10 protein-coding genes, 1 CRISPR repeat array and 1 riboswitch are annotated in these 17,792 nt (G+C 31.0%); of the genes, 7 read left to right on the top strand and 3 right to left on the bottom strand.

The window, feature by feature from the left end; translation table 11 throughout:
• Positions 1-9: 9 nt before the first annotated feature.
• On the bottom strand, positions 10-1,146 hold the full coding sequence (locus IM532_RS12665; RefSeq protein ID WP_194183866.1) for a YncE family protein: 1,137 nt from the start codon (positions 1,144-1,146) through the stop codon (positions 10-12).
• Complete coding sequence (locus IM532_RS12660) at positions 1,143-3,137, bottom strand: TonB-dependent receptor (RefSeq protein ID WP_194183865.1); 1,995 nt, start codon at positions 3,135-3,137, stop codon at positions 1,143-1,145. Before IM532_RS12660 ends, IM532_RS12665 begins: the two co-directional genes overlap by 4 nt.
• 113 nt (positions 3,138-3,250) lie before the next feature.
• Positions 3,251-3,438, bottom strand: a riboswitch (cobalamin riboswitch).
• A 590-nt stretch (positions 3,439-4,028) separates the two neighbouring features.
• On the opposite strand from IM532_RS12660, the gene IM532_RS12655 reads away from it, so the two are divergent.
• Positions 4,029-4,988: a fasciclin domain-containing protein gene (locus tag IM532_RS12655; RefSeq protein WP_194183864.1), complete on the top strand. Its 960-nt coding sequence runs from the start codon at positions 4,029-4,031 to the stop codon at positions 4,986-4,988.
• 261 nt (positions 4,989-5,249) lie between these two features.
• Entirely contained in the window at positions 5,250-5,597 is a 348-nt protein-coding gene (locus tag IM532_RS12650; protein ID WP_194183863.1) for a hypothetical protein, read from the top strand.
• A gap of 136 nt (positions 5,598-5,733) precedes the next feature.
• On the opposite strand, the gene IM532_RS12645 is transcribed toward IM532_RS12650, so the two are convergent.
• Positions 5,734-6,597, bottom strand: coding sequence for a helix-turn-helix domain-containing protein (locus IM532_RS12645; protein ID WP_194183862.1), 864 nt, complete (start codon positions 6,595-6,597; stop codon positions 5,734-5,736).
• A 121-nt stretch (positions 6,598-6,718) separates the two neighbouring features.
• Between IM532_RS12645 and IM532_RS12640 the strand changes: the two genes are divergently transcribed.
• The 5 genes from IM532_RS12640 (at position 6,719) to cas2 (ending at position 16,016) form a co-directional block, all read left to right on the top strand.
• Positions 6,719-8,134 (top strand): aldehyde dehydrogenase family protein, encoded by a 1,416-nt coding sequence (locus IM532_RS12640; protein ID WP_194183861.1) that lies wholly within the window; start codon positions 6,719-6,721, stop codon positions 8,132-8,134.
• A 27-nt stretch (positions 8,135-8,161) separates the two neighbouring features.
• Positions 8,162-9,712: a GMC family oxidoreductase gene (locus IM532_RS12635; RefSeq protein WP_194183860.1), complete on the top strand. Its 1,551-nt coding sequence runs from the start codon at positions 8,162-8,164 to the stop codon at positions 9,710-9,712.
• Positions 9,713-10,439: 727 nt separating this feature from the next.
• Complete coding sequence (gene cas9 / locus IM532_RS12630; protein WP_194183859.1) at positions 10,440-14,783, top strand: type II CRISPR RNA-guided endonuclease Cas9; 4,344 nt, start codon at positions 10,440-10,442, stop codon at positions 14,781-14,783.
• Positions 14,784-14,790: 7 nt separating this feature from the next.
• On the top strand, positions 14,791-15,681 hold the full coding sequence (cas1, locus tag IM532_RS12625; RefSeq protein ID WP_194183858.1) for a type II CRISPR-associated endonuclease Cas1: 891 nt from the start codon (positions 14,791-14,793) through the stop codon (positions 15,679-15,681).
• The gene (gene cas2 / locus IM532_RS12620; RefSeq protein ID WP_194183857.1) at positions 15,678-16,016 is read left to right on the top strand and encodes a CRISPR-associated endonuclease Cas2; all 339 of its coding nucleotides are present in this window, start codon (positions 15,678-15,680) and stop codon (positions 16,014-16,016) included. Before cas1 ends, cas2 begins: the two co-directional genes overlap by 4 nt.
• 109 nt (positions 16,017-16,125) lie before the next feature.
• Positions 16,126-17,789: direct repeats of the CRISPR family, unit length 47 nt; unit sequence GTTGTAATTGCTTTGGTAAAAATACCAAAATGAAAGGAATTCACAAC.
• Between the last annotated feature and the right edge of the window lie 3 nt (positions 17,790-17,792).

The following is a 17,792-nucleotide window of genomic DNA, read 5'->3' as shown; positions in this document are numbered from 1 at the left end:
TGTAGATTTTTATTGATAAATAAATGCAATATGCGCAGGTATATTTCCTGCTGTTGTTTTCCACTTTAATGTACCTTCTTTAGAAAAACAATAAACAAATCCATCAGATACATAATTTCCTGCATCTGTAATAAATACGTCACCATTAAATTGATTTACAGCTATTCCATAAGGAGTTTGGATTTGTTCAACGATTGGATTATCAATTAATCGATCACTTACTAGTTGTTCTGTTTTTACATTGATAATTCCGTAAGTTTTTTCGTAGCTAAATGTTTTGTAGCTAAATTCGTTCGAGTAGTAATACAAATAATCACCAACAATCGTGAAATTAGAAACAGGGATATTGAATGTTTTTTTGATTTGATGAGTTTTTGAATCAATCACATATAAATTAGATGCCACCTGATAATAGTCTCCTCGTGTGGTTACATATAAATCTCCCTCGCTATCTTTTTTAAGGCGATATAAATTTACCTCCACATCAATTTTGTTTGTTTCGGTAAATGTATTTAGATCAACAACAGAAATAGTACGGTCATAATCTGGATATCGGTAACCTCCTGAGTTAGCAACGTATAATTTGTTTTCAACAATCTCTAATTCATCGGGCTGATAACCTACTGTAACTTCCCTAGAGATATTAAAATTAATCGTATCAAATTCAATTACTTTTCCTAGAGGAGAATTAGAATCAGCAACTATTGGTCCGGCATATGATGTAGCATAACCTTTTCCATTACTAAACGTTAAATAACGTCCATTTTCTAATGGAATTGTGGCAATATGACGAGCTGTTTTTAAATCCATAACTTCAATAAAATTGGAAGCATTGATTACTGAATAAATTTTACTACCATATATTTTGATATCATTTCCCACATCTCCTAACGAACGTACAATTTCAGGATTGGCAGTACTATAAATATTGCGGCTATAAGTTCCTGATGCTAGATCCATAAAATCAATAGAGGCTTTATTAGAGCCTAAATTTCCCTCATTCAGTAAATAAAATCCCGTAATTTCGGTTGGTTCTGGTTGTCCTATTACATCTTGATCATTTCCTAAAATGCGATCATCATCATTACAACTAAATATTGTAAATGGAAAGCTAAATAATAAACTAAGTTTGATAAATTTTCTCATAAATATGTACTAATAATTAATTTAAATTGACGGCCTGGCATGGGATAATTCAATACGATATCATAATATTTATTCATAATATTATTCAATTCAAATGAGCCATTGAAACGATTTTTTTTAAATTTAAATGATTTTTGAATTGATAAATCGTGCGTAAACCAAGGTTTTATATAATTGTATTTGTGATTATTTTGATTCGCATCATAGCGTTCTCCTACATAAAGAAAACTATAGTTTACACCCCAATTTTTATATGTAGAATTTAAAATAAATGATCCGCTATGTACAGGAACATACGGAATCTGATCTTTATAAAAACTATCTCTAGATGATGAGAAATCTTGCGCTTTTTGAAATGTATAATTCAATGTCGATTGAAGTTGGACTTTTCCAATATCAAATGAACTTTGTATTTTAGCATCTATTCCTTTTATTTTAACTCGACCGAGATTCATCATCATCCATCGAAACATACTTCCATTGGGTGTTGCAATAATTTTATCTTCAACTTCGTTTGAGTATGCATCTACTTTTACAGATAAAGAGTTTAATTTCAAAAGTTTTTCAAAAGTGTAAGATAATCCTATATTGTATTGATTAGTATATTCTGGTTTCAGATTTGAATATCCAATATTGGTGTAGTACAAATCATTAAAAGTGGGCATTCTAAATATTCGTTTATAAAAAGCATTGATATAAAACAATTGCTGATTAACTGGTTGATAGCTTAGTATAAATGACGGAGTCCAAATAGATTTATCCGGTGCACTCGTATTTTTCTCCACTTGCTCATGTATAAATGTTCCCAATAGGCTTCCTTGCAACTTTAGTCGATTCCATTCATATGTACTAGCTAAAGCGATTAACTGAGTATAACGTTGAGGATAAGAAAAATTTTTTAATGTTGCATCTAATGTATTGTACTGAAAATCCCATGATACATTAACCCCCCAATTATTTCTTAAAGCATAATAATTTGCGGATGATATATAAAATTCTTGTTGCGTATATTTATTTTGGATATTTATTGAAGAAACGGTATCAACATAATGAGTATAATCATAGGCATACTTTAACTGTAGGCGACTTTCAAACCTTCCCCATTTCTTTTGAATACGTCCTTGTACAAAATAATTTTTATCTGTTAAGGTTTGTCCTTTTGCTACAAAACCATTTCGTACAATAGCTGCTGGTATTCCACGATTTGATAGATATGTATATCCTTTCATATCCCAAGTTAAATTGTTGAGATTTCCATATAAACCTACCTCAAATCGTTTTGCTTCTATTTGGCCATCCCTACGCACAGCAGTAGTATCATGTGCAATGCTATTATCCGAATTACGTTTGATAATTCTAAATTTATATTCGCCATCACTTTTTACATATTCACTACTAATTGCTGTAGATAAACGATCATTAATGCGATATTCTACTCGAGCCGAAGGATTAATCAATTGAATGGAACCCGTTTTATATCGTACAGTTATGTTATAAGATTTATTTTTAAAGACTGGCTGCTTAGATTGTAGATAAATAGAAGATGAGGAGGAGAAATCCTTGGCAGACTGAAATATGGAACTTTTTTGGCCATTATAAAGTGAAATACTCTGTAAATCATCTAGAGAATATTTTCCCAAATCAATCACTCCATTTTGAGCATTACCTAATTGTATCCCATCATAAAAAACACCAATATGTTGGCTTCCCATACTGCGTACATCAATTGTTTTTAAACCACCAACTCCACCATAATCTTTTAATTGAACACCCGAAAAGTAACGTAAAGCATCTGCAACAGAATGACTATTCAACCGCTCTAACTCTACACCGTCTAAAGTTTGAGGTGCTAAAATAGATTGTTGCTTATTAGGATTAAGATTTACTTGTTGTAGTTGATAAACAGAATCATTTGTTTCTTGAGCTTTTAAACTACAAGAAAGTCCAAATATCAAAAGGCAACAAATAATCAGTTGTGAAAATATTCTCATTAACTTATATCATTTGTTGCTAACGAGAATTGAAAAAGAAGTCAATTAAGTAAACCTTTTAGAAAGGTTTATTCCATCGAATTATTTCTTCGCTTTATGTCCCGAAAGCAAATTAATTTATACTTCTTCTGGTAGGTCTTCTGACTTACTCCATTTCAAGAACCTTCCCATTTAAAATTATTAAACAGTGGTATTTTCTTAAAACCTTTTAAGGAGCTTACAGCAGCGGGTCTGTTCAGGATTTACACCTAATTCCCTTTTACCGAAATTTTACTTTCGCACCAAAAGTGACTTCAAAAGTATTAATTTTTAAAGAGATAAAAAATAATTTTTAAATTGAATAGAGATCATTTAATAAAGTTTACACTCATATAAATGAAGTATTAATAATAGAAATTATTTTAAGTAAAAGCTCTTGTGGAAAACATTTCAATTTTTAATTTTCAGCTTGCGAGGCTTATAAATATTATACTGAATATTTGTGTTTTCGTTTATGCTCCATGATTAATATTTCTACAATTTTATTGGAGATTAAGGTAAGAGAAATTTCGATTATGATATAAGTTTAATAATCCAATAAAACTTGAATTTATTTTTACAATCAATTGATTATAAATTGATAACATTGATTTTTTATAGTGTGTTGGTTACTATATTCGTAAGTAGAAAAGTTAGCTATAATTCCTAAAAGAGTATATTAATGAATATCAAAATATTTACAGCCAAATAGCCAATATAACATATCCATCAAACTAACTATTTTATTTTTTAAAAAAAAGTATAATAACATTCTTTAATTATGTATTTAATATGTTAAATTATTCTAAATATGATGTTTTATTGGAAAAATAGTATATTTTTATACTATAAATTAATCCAACAAAAAAACATATGAAATTTAAATCATTGGTAAAATCGATGACCAAAGTTGGTCTAGGTTTAGTATTATCTGGAACAATATTAGTCTCATGTAATGATGATGACGATAATCAAATGGAAATACCGTCCAATCAAACGATTGCATCCATTGTAACTTCAACTCCCGCTTTTTCGACATTAAGCCAAGCAGTGTCTAAAGCAGGATTAGGAACAACTTTAAGTGGGAATGGACAATTTACCGTGTTTGCACCTAACAATGCAGCGTTTGAAGCAAGTGGCATAACAAGTGCAACACTAGCAAGCTTAACTGCGGAGCAAACAAAAGGTATTTTACTTTACCATACTTTAGCAAGTAAGGTTGCTTCTACAGCGGTTCCAGCAGGACCAAATGCAAAAGTTACAACTGTACAAGGTGATCCAATTTATGTAACAAAGGATGCACGTGGAGTATTTGTTAATGGTTGGAAAGTAAACCAAGCTGATATTATGGCTTCGAATGGAATTATACATTCTATTGAACGTGTCTTAATGCCAGCTTCTGGTAATTTAGTTGAAACAGCTCAAGGAAATGAAAATTTATCTTATTTAGTAGCAGCTGTAGTAAGAGCTAGCCAAGGCAATACAAATGTAGCGAACGTTTTAGCTTCTACTGAAGGTTTAACGGTTTTCGCACCAACAAATCAAGCATTTATAAAAGCAGGTTTTCCGACAATTGCCTCTATCCAAGCAGCAGATCCAGCAGTATTAACTTCGATCTTAACTTATCACGTAGTAGCTGCAAGAGCTTTCTCTTCGGATTTATCAAATAATCAATCTTTAGCAACAGTTCAAGGTGGTAATTTATTGGTAAGTATTGGAAATCAAATAACAATAAAAGGTAAAGCTAATACTTCAGCATCAAATGTAGTAGCTCCAAATGTTTTAGCAACAAATGGTGTGGTACATGTTATTGATCAAGTATTATTACCATAATTAAGTTTAGTTTAGTAGGGAAAGAAAAGCCTCAAGTATTCTTGAGGCTTTTTTGTGTTCTTTTTTCAGCACTTCTTATCCTATTACTCCTGCAGATGTGAAAATTAGAATACAATAATTTTCATGATGAGGATTCTACGAACATTCATCGTTTTATTTTAAAACAATAATACTTAATGAAATACGTTTAAGTTTATATTTGCTAATAGATTAGTTGGCTGTAATTATTTAACAAATCCGTTTAATAACCCACCTTAAAAAATGAAAAATAAATGGTTTTTAAGAGTTTCTATTCTACTCAATATTGTCTTCATTTTTGGCTATTTATTTAATAGCCTAAATTCTCCTTCGAATGAACTAGGAAGAATAAAAAAAGATTTGAAAATTGGTTTTTTTAAAGGTGATAGTACTTTCTTTTATTTACCAAAAGGATTAACAGTTAAAAATAAATCGGAAAGAGGATTATCTGCAATTGGACAATTTGAAAATAGTAGATTTGAAATTGTTATAACAAGTGATGAAGATTTAGTTGATTATGATATGCCTAAAGATAGCTTATTCTCATTTGATAATTATTATTCAGCAGATATTTTAAGACTCATTAAATGAAAAATATCAATAAAGATTAATTTGTTTAAATCATATCTGCTCAACTCAATTTAGACTTGCGCCAAAAGGTTAGACACTTTCTGATGTATTTTTTATAATGAATTAGATAGTGTTGATTTTAAGCACAAAAGCTAAATCAGGCTCTAATTTGTTTTGGATTTGTATTGTAAACTTCTTTAAACTTACGATTAAAATGTTCTACATTATTAAACCCACTCATATAGCTAATCTCAGAAATAGTGAGATGCTTTATCTTTTTCGTTAATAAATTATGCGCATATTCTAATCGTTTTTGAATGATATAATGATTAGGGGAACAGCCAAAGTTTTCTTTAAATTTCGTAAATAAACTCGACTCGCTCATGCAGGCAATTTTAGCTAAATCACTGATTTTTATCTTTTCTTTAAATTGAGTATTGATATAATTAATCACCTCATATAAAGGATTATTTTGTGCTATAGCTTGTTTAAGGATTAATTTTCTCGCTTTTGATTGTAAAATGAGATAAGTTAGTTCCTTCATCTTTAATTGAAAAATATAATCCAAATGATTCATTTTTTCTTTTAAAGTGGTACGATCATTTAATAAATTAAAAAAACTATTGATTAATAAACCTTCTTCAGAAACAAAATAATTAAGAATTTCTTTTTCACCGATTACATCTAACCAGTCTTTATTTTGAATAGAGGTAATTTCATCATAAAATGAATGCACAAATTGTTCATCTATTGTCAGTATCGCACATTTAATAGGTTGTTCATGAGAAGCTTCGTCTATATCTACCGTCAATAATTGCTGCTTTTCAGGAATTAAAATTTTTCGTGTACCAAAATCAAACACTTCATCATTCCATTGTACTTTTTTTTCGCCTTGTAACATCATAGAAACCGATGGATGGTCAAAATTGAAATTCATGCCTTTAAAAGGAACATTCGTTTCATATAAACTAATTTCACCATAGGGTATACTGAACACTGTTTTTTCTTCAATTTTATTCATTTGGTAAATTCAATTTTTGATCAATTGTAGAATAGGTTAATAAAATTATAGAATAAATCAATTGGTTGGGCTTTATTTTTTTAAAATTTGGAATAACGAAAATTAAACAAAATAAACTACAATGAATACATTTTCTTATATAATAAATGGTGTAGATAAAACGTCAGAAGAATTAAATGAAGTTTTTAATCCTGCTACCGGTGAATTAATTGGTAAATATTATGTTTCTACAATTGATGATGTAGAAGAAGCAATTGCTTCAGCAAAAAAACAACAAAAATCATGGGCCAAATTAAATCAAGAAGAACGTGATCAGTATATTTTAAATGTTGCAACGGCTATTACTGAGAATAAATCATATTTAGCAGAATGGATTACAAAAGAACAAGGAAAACCATTAAATGGACCAGGTTCAAATTTTGAAATGGAAGCGTGTATTGGTTGGACACAAGTTCCTGCGTCTTTAAATTTGACTGATGAGGTAGTGTTTGAAGATGAGACCAGAAAAGATGTATTAAAAAGATTACCGATTGGAGTAGTTGCTGCAATAACGCCTTGGAATTGGCCTTTGATGATTGCGATTTGGCAAATTATTCCATCTCTTAAAATGGGAAATACAGTGGTAATTAAACCATCCGAATATACTACAATTGCTTCATTAGAATTATTCAGAATCATCAATGAAGTTTTACCTGCTGGCGTACTTAATGTGGTTACAGGTGATGGGAAAATTGGAGGACACTTAACTGCACATCGCGATATTTCTAAGATTATGTTTACAGGTTCTATCGCAACGGGACGTAGAATTATTGAAGCATCTATGAATAACATGGCGCGTTTAACTTTAGAGTGTGGAGGGAATGATGCTGGTATTGTTTTACCAAAAACAGACTTTAATGCTATTGCTGAAGGAATATTTTGGGGAAGTTTCTTAAATATGGGACAAACTTGTGCTGCTCTGAAACGATTATACGTACATGAAGATGATTTAGATCAAGCTGTTGAAGCTTTAACAAACCTCACTCAGAATTTTAAGATGGGCAATGGTTTAATGGAAGATGTCGTATTGGGACCTATTCAAAATAAAATGCAATATGATAAAGTACTCGCATTAATCGAAACAACGAAAGCAAACCCGAAGGCGAAAGTTGTAGTGCCAAATCCCACAATTCCAGAAAGTGGATATTTTATTCCCATTACTTATATAACAGGTGTAGATAACGGGGATCCAATTGTAGACGAAGAACAATTTGGGACGGTACTACCAATCATAACTTATAAAACAATGGAAGAAGCCATTGAAAAAGCAAATGGTTTACCAGTTGGGCTTGGCGCTTCAGTTTGGGGAAATGATGAAAAATTGGTAGAAGAAGTAGCTCATCAATTAGAAGCTGGATCTGTATGGATTAATCAACATGGAGCTATTCACCCTTTTGTACCATTTGGAGGTGTAAAACAATCGGGATATGGGGTAGAATTCGGTATAGAAGGATTAAAGGCAGTTACGGTTCCTAAAATTATTAGTTACAAAAAATAATTCTCAACGGTTAAAAATTACAACAAAATGAAAAATACATACGATTACATAGTTATTGGTGCAGGCTCGGCAGGTGCAGTAGTTGCAGCTCGTTTGGCTGAAGATAAAGAGCTTAATATTTTAATTTTAGAGGCTGGTCCTTCCGATTTAGCAGACGAAATACAATCTCCATCAAAATGGCCATTGATTTGGAATACAAAAAGAGATTGGGCCTATCATACAGTTCCACAAGAATATGCAGGAAATGTATCTAAATATTGGCCAAGAGGTAAAACATTAGGTGGATCGAGTGCGATTAATGGAATGATATACATTCGTGGAGCAAAAGAAGATTATGACAATTGGGCATATAAAGGATGTTATGGATGGGATTATGATAGTGTTTTACCTTACTTCAAGAAATCTGAGGCGTATGAATTAGGCGAGAATGAAATGCATGGAGGAGATGGTCCAATGGCTGTAACAAAAATTAAAGAACCTAATCCTATTTCAATTGTTGCGATTAAAGGGTGCCAAGAATTAGGATATCCAACGACTGATGATTTTAATACAAATATTTGGGGTGCAGGTTTAAATGATTTATCGGTAACTAAAGACGGCATTCGTTGTTCTACAGCTGAAGCTTTTTTAAAGCCCCATTTAAGAAGTGAAAATTTAACAATTATAACCGAAGCTTTAGTTCATCGTCTAATCATAGAAAATAAGCGATGTGTAGGTGTGGAATATGAATGTAATGGAGAAATTATGAAGGTTTATACCACTCAAGAAGTTATACTTTCTGCAGGTACAATTGGTTCAGCTCAAATTTTAATGCTTTCTGGGATCGGAGATCAAGAAGAGTTGAATGAAGTTGGAGTGGAGGTTATTCATCATTTACCAGGTGTGGGTAAGAATTTGCAAGACCATTTATTATGTAGCGTTATTTTCGAAGCGAAACAAGAAATTGTACCTCCAAAAGCGAATTTATTAGAGGCTCAAATTTTTTGGAAAAGCCGTCCAGAAATGAAAGTACCCGACTTACAACCTTTATTTATGGCATTACCATATTATGCACCAGGTTTTGAAGGCCCTGAAAACGCTTTTACCTTTTGTGCAGGTATGATTCGTCCAGTTTCTAAAGGATTTATGAAATTAGTTTCGAATAATCCAAAGGATAATCCAATGATTGATCCTCGATATTTGTCTGAAAAAGCAGATTTAGATGCCTTATATGAGGCAGTTGAATTATGTAGAAAATTAGGACAAACAGAAGCTTTAAAAGATTGGATGAAAGAAGAAATTTATCCAGGACAAGATAAATCCAAAGAAGAAGTTTTAGATTATATTCGTAAAGCTGCTAGTACATATCACCATATGACGGGGACATGTAAAATGGGTGTTGATAAAGATGCAGTAGTTGATCCAGAATTAAAAGTATATGGGATTGATGGATTAAGAGTTGCAGATGCTTCAATCATGCCAGATGTTCCTTCAGGGAATACAAATGCTCCTGCAATTATGGTTGGTGAAAAAGCTGCTGATATGATTAAGGAATCTTTAAAACTTAAAACTAAAGAGTATTGTATGGAACTTAATTAAAAATATTATTCAGGTTCAATTATAATACTCCTTTCAATAAATGATACATTCCCCAACTCCATTTTTAAAATTGAGCTGGGGATTTTTTCTTCATTTCCAGACTCTGTTTTATTATTAAATTAGTTAATAATCAGTAATTAGTTAATATCAGTATTTTAAGAAAGAGTTGTTTACTATTGTTGTCTATTTATATTATTTAGCATTTTCTAAAACCTTCAAAACGATTGCTCAAATGAAACTATAGCTTTTAGTGCTCAATCCCACTATACAATATAGCTTTCTAAGGATATAATTTTTTTTAAAAAAAACTAGTAAGTAGGATAGTAAACCTTCCCATGAAAAGTTTTTAAACAGACTAAAAATTTTTATACAAAAAAGTATTAATAAGCACTTGTCAGAAGGGATATAAAAAGAAAATCTATTCTTGAAAAAATTTGTTTTTTTGAATCATAATTATTCATAAAGTAAATTTAACTCTTTATACAAGAAAGCAAATAATTTACTTATTAAGAAATATTATTTACAATAGATAAATAAAAAATGCCCCGAAGATAGTCGAGGCGCTAAATGTTTTCACAACGGAATAATCCTTATTGTGAATTCCTTTCATTATGCAAGTTAAGAAAATATTTCTATTTACAATTATGGTTTCCCGTAAAATATTTAATTATTTTATTTTTAAATTGTTAGATTACTATTTATGTATAAAAGACTAACTTAATTTATAATGAAAAATATACTTGGATTAGATTTAGGAACGAACTCGATTGGATGGGCGTTAATCCAACAAGATTTTAATAATAAACAAGGTAATATCATAGGAATGGGAAGTAGAATTATTCCGATGTCTCAAGATATTATTGGGGAATTTGGAAAAGGAAATTCTATTTCTCAAACGGCCGAAAGAACTGCTTATCGTGGGGTAAGAAGATTACGTGAGAGACATTTGTTACGTAGAGAAAGACTACATAGAATATTAAATATTCTTGGATTTTTACCAGAACATTATGCCAATCAAATTGATTTTACCAAACGGTTTGGGAAATTTATAAGTGAAACTGAACCTAAACTTTCATTTGATAAAGGGTTTTTGTTTATGGATTCTTTTAATGAAATGTTGGAAGACTTCAAGCAAAATCAACCTGAATTTTTAAAAAATAAACATGGTGAAGATGCTTTAGTTCCTTACGATTGGACCATTTATTATTTACGTAAAAAAGCATTAACTCAACAAATTTCAAAACAAGAACTAGCGTGGGTTATTTTAAATTTTAATCAAAAGCGTGGATATTATCAATTACGAGGGGAAGAGGAAGATGAAAATTCTAATAAATTAATTGAATTTCATTCATTAAAAATTGTAGATGTCATACCAGATGAAGAAATCAATAAAAAAGGGGAAAGATGGTATGCTTTACACTTAGAAAATGGCTGGATTTACAGACGTTCAAGTAAAATTTCATTAGAAGATTGGAAAGATAAGACACGTGATTTTATTGTTACTACGGATCTAAATTCAGATGGTTCTGAGAAACTTGATAAAGAAGGACAAATCAAAAGAAGTTTTAGAGCGCCTAATGCAGATGACTGGTCTTTGTTGAAAAAGAAAACAGAGCACGAAATCGAGAATAGCAATAAAACTGTTGGGACTTATATTTTTGATAATTTATTGTTAGATCCAAAACAAAAAATAAAAGGAAAATTAGTTCGTACCATCGAACGTAAATTCTATAAAGCTGAATTAGAGCAGATTCTTAGAAAACAAGCCGAATTTCATTCGGAATTTCAAGATGTAGAATTTCTATATACTTGTGCAAGAGAGTTGTATAAAAATAACGAACAGCATCAAAATGATTTAGTTTCAAAAGACCTAATTCATTTAATTTTAAATGATATCATCTTTTATCAAAGACCTTTAAGAAGTCAAAAATCATTAATTTCTAATTGTAGTTTAGAAAGTCGTATTTCTAAAGACGAAAGTGGAAATGAAATTACTCGTCCATTAAAAGTAATTGCGAAATCAAATCCATATTTTCAAGAGTTTAGATTATTACAATGGCTACAAAATTTAGAAATCTATAGAACAGAAGATGATCTAAAGGTTACGGATCAGTTCATTTCATCTATCGAGGATAAAGAAGTATTATTTGATTTTTTAACCACAAAAAAAGAAGTTGAACAAAAACATATTATCGAATTCTTATTAAAGTCTAAATATGGTGGTAAAAAATTAGCTAAAGGAGAAATTGAGAAATACCGTTGGAATTATGTACAGGATAAAAAATATCCAATGTACGAGACAAGAAATCTGATTCAAGATAAATTAAAAAAGGTGATTAATCTTCCTACTGATTTTCTTTCTTTCGAGATTGAAATGGCTTTATGGCATATTATTTATTCAGTAAATGATAAAATTGAATATGAAAAGGCTATTGAAAAGTTTGCGATTAAGCATCATTTAGATGTAGAAAGTTTTATTGAAGCATTTAAAAAAGTACCACCTTTCAAATCAGAATATGGTGCTTATTCTGAAAAAGCGATTAAAAGATTATTGCCCTTGATGCGTTTTGGAAAATATTGGAAATACGAGGCTATTGATAAAGACACAATTATCCGTATTGAAAAGATTCTTTCTGGTGAATACGACGAAAATATCAAAAATCGTGTGCGTGAACTTGTTGAAAAACGTGGAATAAAAACTGAATTGGATTTTTATAATTTACCGATGTGGTTTGCACAGTACATTGTGTATGATCGCCATTCAGAAGCTGCCGTTACAGGGAAATGGAGCAATGTTGCAGATTTAGAAAACTATCTGAAAGAATTTAAACAACATTCGCTTCGTAATCCTATTGTAGAGCAAGTAATCACAGAAACGCTTCGTGTGGTAAAAGATGTTTGGCAACAATTTGGGTTTGGTGCTAAAGATTTTTTCTCAGAAATTCATATCGAATTAGGTCGCGAAATGAAAAATACGGCAGATGAACGTAAACGTTTGTCATCTGTTGTTACGGACAACGAAAATACCAATTATCGTATTAAGTCATTGTTGGCTGAATTGGCGTTAGATCATTCAGTAGAAAATGTACGTCCATATTCGCCGATGCAACAAGAAATCCTAAAAATTTATGAAGAAGGTGTCTTAAAAGCTCAAGATACAATTGAGGATGATATTTTAAAAATTAGTAAAACTGCTCAACCATCTAGTACAGATCTTAAACGTTACAAGTTATGGTTAGAACAAAAGTATATGTCGCCCTATACAGGACAAATTATTCCTTTAAATAAATTATTTACACCTGCTTATGAAATTGAACATATCATTCCACAAAGTAGATATTTCGACGATAGTTTAAGCAACAAAGTAATCTGTGAAGCTGCGGTAAATAAATTAAAAGATAACCAAATAGGTTTAGCTTTTATCAAAAATCATCACGGAGAAAAAGTTCAATTAGGTAACGGAAAAGTAGTATCAATATTTGAAGTGAATGAGTATGAAGATTTCGTAAAAAGATATTACAACAACAATAGAACGAAACGTAATAAATTATTGTTGGAAGATATACCAGAAAAAATGATTGAACGTCAATTGAACGATACGAGATACATCAGTAAATACATTTCTCAGTTATTATCTAATATTGTTCGTAACGATCAACCTGATTCAAAAGATGATGGGTTAAATTCAATCAATATATTACCTGGAAATGGAAAAATAACAACTCAATTAAAACAAGATTGGGGATTAAATGATGTATGGAACGAATTAATTCTACCTCGTTTCGAACGTATGAATGCATTAACCCAATCTAATGATTTTACATCGCTAAATACAAATGGGAAATTAATTCCTACTGTTCCTTTAGAATTATCAAAAGGCTTCAATAAAAAACGTATCGATCATCGTCATCATGCATTAGATGCTTTAGTGATTGCTTGTGCAACCCGTGATCATATTAATTTTTTAAATAACGAATCAGCTTTACCAAAAAAGAATAAAACAAAAGATGAACAACAGTCTTATCGTTTTGATTTAAAAGCAAAATTATGCGATAAAAAATACAATGATAATTCAACATCCAATTACAAATGGGTGTTTAAAAAACCTTGGGATACTTTTACACAAGATGCACGCACCAGTTTAGATAGAATTATCGTGAGTTTCAAACAAAATATTCGTGTAATTAACAAGGCTACCAATTATTTTGAATCCTATAGAGACGAAGAGGGTAATATCCGATTAGGTAAAGATGGCAAACCTATAAAAGGAATTAGAAAGCAAGAAGGTACAAATTGGGCAATTCGTAAATCGTTACATAAAGAAACAGTATCAGGGAAAATTCAATTAGATCGTGTAAAAGTTGCAAAAGGTAAAATTTTAACGGCAACGCGTAAATCTTTAGATCCATCTTTTAATGAGAAGACGATAGGTGCTATCACGGACACAGGTATACAGAAGATTTTAATCAATTATTTAAAAGCCAAAGGCGGAGTAAGTGATATTGCTTTTTCGCCAGAAGGTATCGAAGAATTGAATAAAAATATTAAGTTGTATAACGATGGAAAGCAGCATCAACCAATTTTAAAAGTTCGTGTATTCGAACAAGGAAGTAAATTCCAAGTGGGTCACACTGGAAACAAATCAAAAAAATATGTGGAAGCTGCAAAAGGAACAAATTTATTTTTTGCAATGTATCAAGACAAAGATGGAAAACGTAGTTATGCTACAATACCTTTAAATGAAGTCATCGAACGTCAAAAACAAGGGTTAAGTTCAGTACCGGAAAAAAACGATAAAGGGTATCAATTACTCATGACTTTATCTCCTAATGATTTAGTTTATGTGCCAACAAATGACGAAATGGTAGATATTCAAAATTTGAATCTTGATAATATTTATAAGGTTGTAAGTTTTACAAGTACTAGATTATATGTATCGCCAGTTTCTTCAGCTACTACTGTTGTTAATAAAATTGAATATGGTTCTTTAAATAAGATTGAATTTACTAAAGAAAAAGAAAAATTATATAAGATAAAAATTGACCGATTGGGTAATATATTAAATAGATAAATAAATTATGCTAAAACGTACCATATACATTGGTACTCCTACTTCCCTAAAATTAAAAGACAATCAACTTAGGATAGAAGAACCTTTGACCAAAATGGTCAAAGGTTCTATACCTATTGAAGATATGGCAATGCTGGTGCTCGATCACTATCAAATCACCATTTCTCATCAAGCGATAGTTCTACTTCAACAACATAATGTGGCCATTATCAGTTGCGACCAATCCCATTTACCTTTGGGTTTAATGTTGCCACTAAGCGGACACGTTACACATTCTGCACGATTAAAGTTACAAATCAATTGTTCGGAACCTCTGAAGAAGCAGCTATGGAAACAAACAGTTGAAGCAAAAATCTACCAACAAAAAGTTTTACTTGAAAAATTGGGATACGAGTCGGGTTCAATGTCCAACTACCTTACTCAAGTTAAATCAGGAGATTCCACCAATATGGAAGGTATTGCTGCACAATATTATTGGAAACAATTATTTGATCAATTTACCCGAGAACGGTATGGAGATGCACCCAATAATTTTTTAAATTTTGGTTATGCTATTCTTCGCAGTATTGTAGCTAGAGCATTGGTATCTTCGGGCCTAAATCCTACACTTGGAATTTTTCATCGCAACCAATACAATGCCTATTGTTTGGCAGACGATATTATGGAACCTTATCGCCCTTATGTTGATGAAATGGTGGTTGAATGGATCAACAAACCCTTTCAACCGACTGAACTATCTAAAGAATCCAAAACCCATCTTTTAAATATAGCCACTAAAGATGTGATGATTGATGGTTTAAAAAGACCATTATTAGTGGCAATTAGTTCTACCACCAGTTCATTGGTGAAATGTTTAGCAGGAGAACAAAGATTGATTAGATATCCTGAATTAAAATGAGTTTTTCACGTTATAACGCGTATCGAATTATGTGGGTATTAGTATTTTTTGATTTACCAACCGAAACAAAAAAACATCGCAGTCAGGCAACACGTTTTCGGAAAGAATTATTAGATGATGGATTTACGATGTTTCAATTTTCGATTTATCTCCGGCATTGTCCAAGTAAAGAGAATGCAGAAGTACACATTAAACGTGTAAAAAAAGCACTCCCTCAATATGGTAAAGTGGGGATTATGTGTATTACAGATAAACAATTCGGACAAATGGAGATATTTTTTGCTAAGCAAGAAACAAATTTGCCCACAGGAGCTCAACAACTCGAATTATTCTAGCATACAAAAAACCGGTTGATAGTTTATATTGATATCAATCGGTTTTAATTTTTTTAATTCTAATTTTTAATATACAACCCTTTATTCAAAAGGCTTCATCAAAGATGAGGTTGTAATTGCTTTGGTAAAAATACCAAAATGAAAGGAATTCACAACGCAGAAACCCATTGTTCTTTAGTTGCAGTAGTTGTAATTGCTTTGGTAAAAATACCAAAATGAAAGGAATTCACAACTTTCGAATCCAACAACAAAATCCATGGTTTGTTGTAATTGCTTTGGTAAAAATACCAAAATGAAAGGAATTCACAACACAAGGTGAGGTGTTATTCATTGAGGTTAAGTTGTAATTGCTTTGGTAAAAATACCAAAATGAAAGGAATTCACAACCGTTGTATCAGTGTGTTTGGTCTTAAAAATGTTGTAATTGCTTTGGTAAAAATACCAAAATGAAAGGAATTCACAACGAGATTACATATATGGATATAAAGGCTGGAGTTGTAATTGCTTTGGTAAAAATACCAAAATGAAAGGAATTCACAACGGTGACGGTGTAATAGATATGTACATTAGTGTTGTAATTGCTTTGGTAAAAATACCAAAATGAAAGGAATTCACAACATAACTAATTCATTATCTTTAAAGTTAAATGTTGTAATTGCTTTGGTAAAAATACCAAAATGAAAGGAATTCACAACAGTATGACAAACTTTATGATAAAAAACGCTGTTGTAATTGCTTTGGTAAAAATACCAAAATGAAAGGAATTCACAACGCTACATCGTGGTGAACATCAAAAGGAAGTGTTGTAATTGCTTTGGTAAAAATACCAAAATGAAAGGAATTCACAACAGAGATACTAAAGAAAATACATTAGAATATGTTGTAATTGCTTTGGTAAAAATACCAAAATGAAAGGAATTCACAACTCAGCTGACTTAATACTCTCATCTCTCTTCGTTGTAATTGCTTTGGTAAAAATACCAAAATGAAAGGAATTCACAACTGAAAAATACTGCACAAATATATGACACCAGTTGTAATTGCTTTGGTAAAAATACCAAAATGAAAGGAATTCACAACCGAAGCTTATCATTAGCTAATTGTAAATCTGTTGTAATTGCTTTGGTAAAAATACCAAAATGAAAGGAATTCACAACCCTTCAGCTTTTAGCATTTCAAACGTTCCTGTTGTAATTGCTTTGGTAAAAATACCAAAATGAAAGGAATTCACAACAATAAGCAATAGTCTTTATGACTTAGCCTAGTTGTAATTGCTTTGGTAAAAATACCAAAATGAAAGGAATTCACAACTGAAGCCATTCATGTCAAAGAACAACATAAGTTGTAATTGCTTTGGTAAAAATACCAAAATGAAAGGAATTCACAACGAGTAGAAGTAATTGACTCTAGCACTCAAAGTTGTAATTGCTTTGGTAAAAATACCAAAATGAAAGGAATTCACAACTCTCTAACTTTCTAAGGCGGTTGTAGTCGTGTTGTAATTGCTTTGGTAAAAATACCAAAATGAAAGGAATTCACAACTTTAGTTCTTCAATTGAATTTGTACAGAACGTTGTAATTGCTTTGGTAAAAATACCAAAATGAAAGGAATTCACAACTATTCCATGCCGTTTTTTCAGCTGTTGTTGGTTGTAATTGCTTTGGTAAAAATACCAAAATGAAAGGAATTCACAACGAAATAGTGATGGTATTCACGACAATGTCTGTTGTAATTGCTTTGGTAAAAATACCAAAATGAAAGGAATTCACAACCAG

The sequence above is a fragment of the Faecalibacter rhinopitheci genome, assembly GCF_015234135.1.
Taxonomy (GTDB): domain Bacteria; phylum Bacteroidota; class Bacteroidia; order Flavobacteriales; family Weeksellaceae; genus Empedobacter; species Empedobacter rhinopitheci.
Note: the sequence above shows the minus strand (reverse complement) of the source record. Positions and strands in the feature narration are given on the sequence as shown.

Excerpts from the sequence above, each read along its gene's own strand:
- cas9 (WP_194183859.1), top strand. The coding sequence starts at position 10,440 with ATGAAAAATATACTTGGATTAGATTTAGGAACGAACTCGATTGGATGG.
- IM532_RS12635 (WP_194183860.1), top strand. The coding sequence starts at position 8,162 with ATGAAAAATACATACGATTACATAGTTATTGGTGCAGGCTCGGCAGGT.
- IM532_RS12640 (WP_194183861.1), top strand. The coding sequence starts at position 6,719 with ATGAATACATTTTCTTATATAATAAATGGTGTAGATAAAACGTCAGAA.
- IM532_RS12645 (WP_194183862.1), bottom strand. The coding sequence starts at position 6,597 with ATGAATAAAATTGAAGAAAAAACAGTGTTCAGTATACCCTATGGTGAA.
- IM532_RS12655 (WP_194183864.1), top strand. The coding sequence starts at position 4,029 with ATGAAATTTAAATCATTGGTAAAATCGATGACCAAAGTTGGTCTAGGT.
- cas2 (WP_194183857.1), top strand. The coding sequence starts at position 15,678 with ATGAGTTTTTCACGTTATAACGCGTATCGAATTATGTGGGTATTAGTA.
- IM532_RS12665 (WP_194183866.1), bottom strand. The coding sequence starts at position 1,146 with ATGAGAAAATTTATCAAACTTAGTTTATTATTTAGCTTTCCATTTACA.
- IM532_RS12650 (WP_194183863.1), top strand. The coding sequence starts at position 5,250 with ATGAAAAATAAATGGTTTTTAAGAGTTTCTATTCTACTCAATATTGTC.
- cas1 (WP_194183858.1), top strand. The coding sequence starts at position 14,791 with ATGCTAAAACGTACCATATACATTGGTACTCCTACTTCCCTAAAATTA.
- IM532_RS12660 (WP_194183865.1), bottom strand. The coding sequence starts at position 3,137 with ATGAGAATATTTTCACAACTGATTATTTGTTGCCTTTTGATATTTGGA.